Source organism: Lysinibacillus sp. GbtcB16 (genome assembly GCF_019091145.1).
GTDB classification, from domain to species: domain Bacteria; phylum Bacillota; class Bacilli; order Bacillales_A; family Planococcaceae; genus Lysinibacillus; species Lysinibacillus fusiformis.
In genome coordinates this window covers 1-513 of record NZ_JAGXJV010000116.1, presented here as the reverse complement: position 1 = coordinate 513, position 513 = coordinate 1, and the positions used below count along the sequence as shown (strand labels likewise).

1 protein-coding gene is annotated in these 513 nt (G+C 46.6%); it reads right to left on the bottom strand.

Going from position 1 to position 513, the window contains the following annotated elements:
- Positions 1-251 (bottom strand): MarR family transcriptional regulator (locus tag KVT27_RS23625; RefSeq protein WP_217582073.1); only part of this gene is annotated, 251 nt, incomplete at its 3' end.
- Positions 252-513: the final 262 nt, after the last annotated feature.

Sequence of the window (513 nt, the reverse complement as noted above, 5' to 3'; positions counted from 1 at the left end):
ATGGCATAGCCGGCAGTCCCATTGAACAGCAGCATCATTGGCTTGCGCCCGCCGCTCGACTCGCCTGCGCCGATTTCCTCGACGAGACTGCTTTCGATCAACTCGTTCACAAGGCTCGATACCGTCGCCTTCGTGAGCCCCGTCATTTCGGCGATCCGTGCCCGCGAGATGGGGGAGTCCGTGCGAATATGATGAAGTACGATGGATTTATTAATTTTTTTCACGAGATTCAAATCGCCTGTTTGTTTCATTGCATAGCCCCCACTACTTACTCCGATTGCTTATTTTTCTAAGTGTTAGCCCTGATTTTATCATGAAAGGCAGCTTCCTGCACCAACTAAGTTTGTTTAATGAATTTACAAACTATGTGAATGATGCTATGATGGCTTCAGAGGCAATTATAAATCCATTTTGGAGGCTGAATGCATGAGCTACTTTGAGATCGTCCAACCCATTAAGTATGAGGGCCGCACATCCACGAATCCGCTGGCTTTTAAATTTTATAACCCTGAT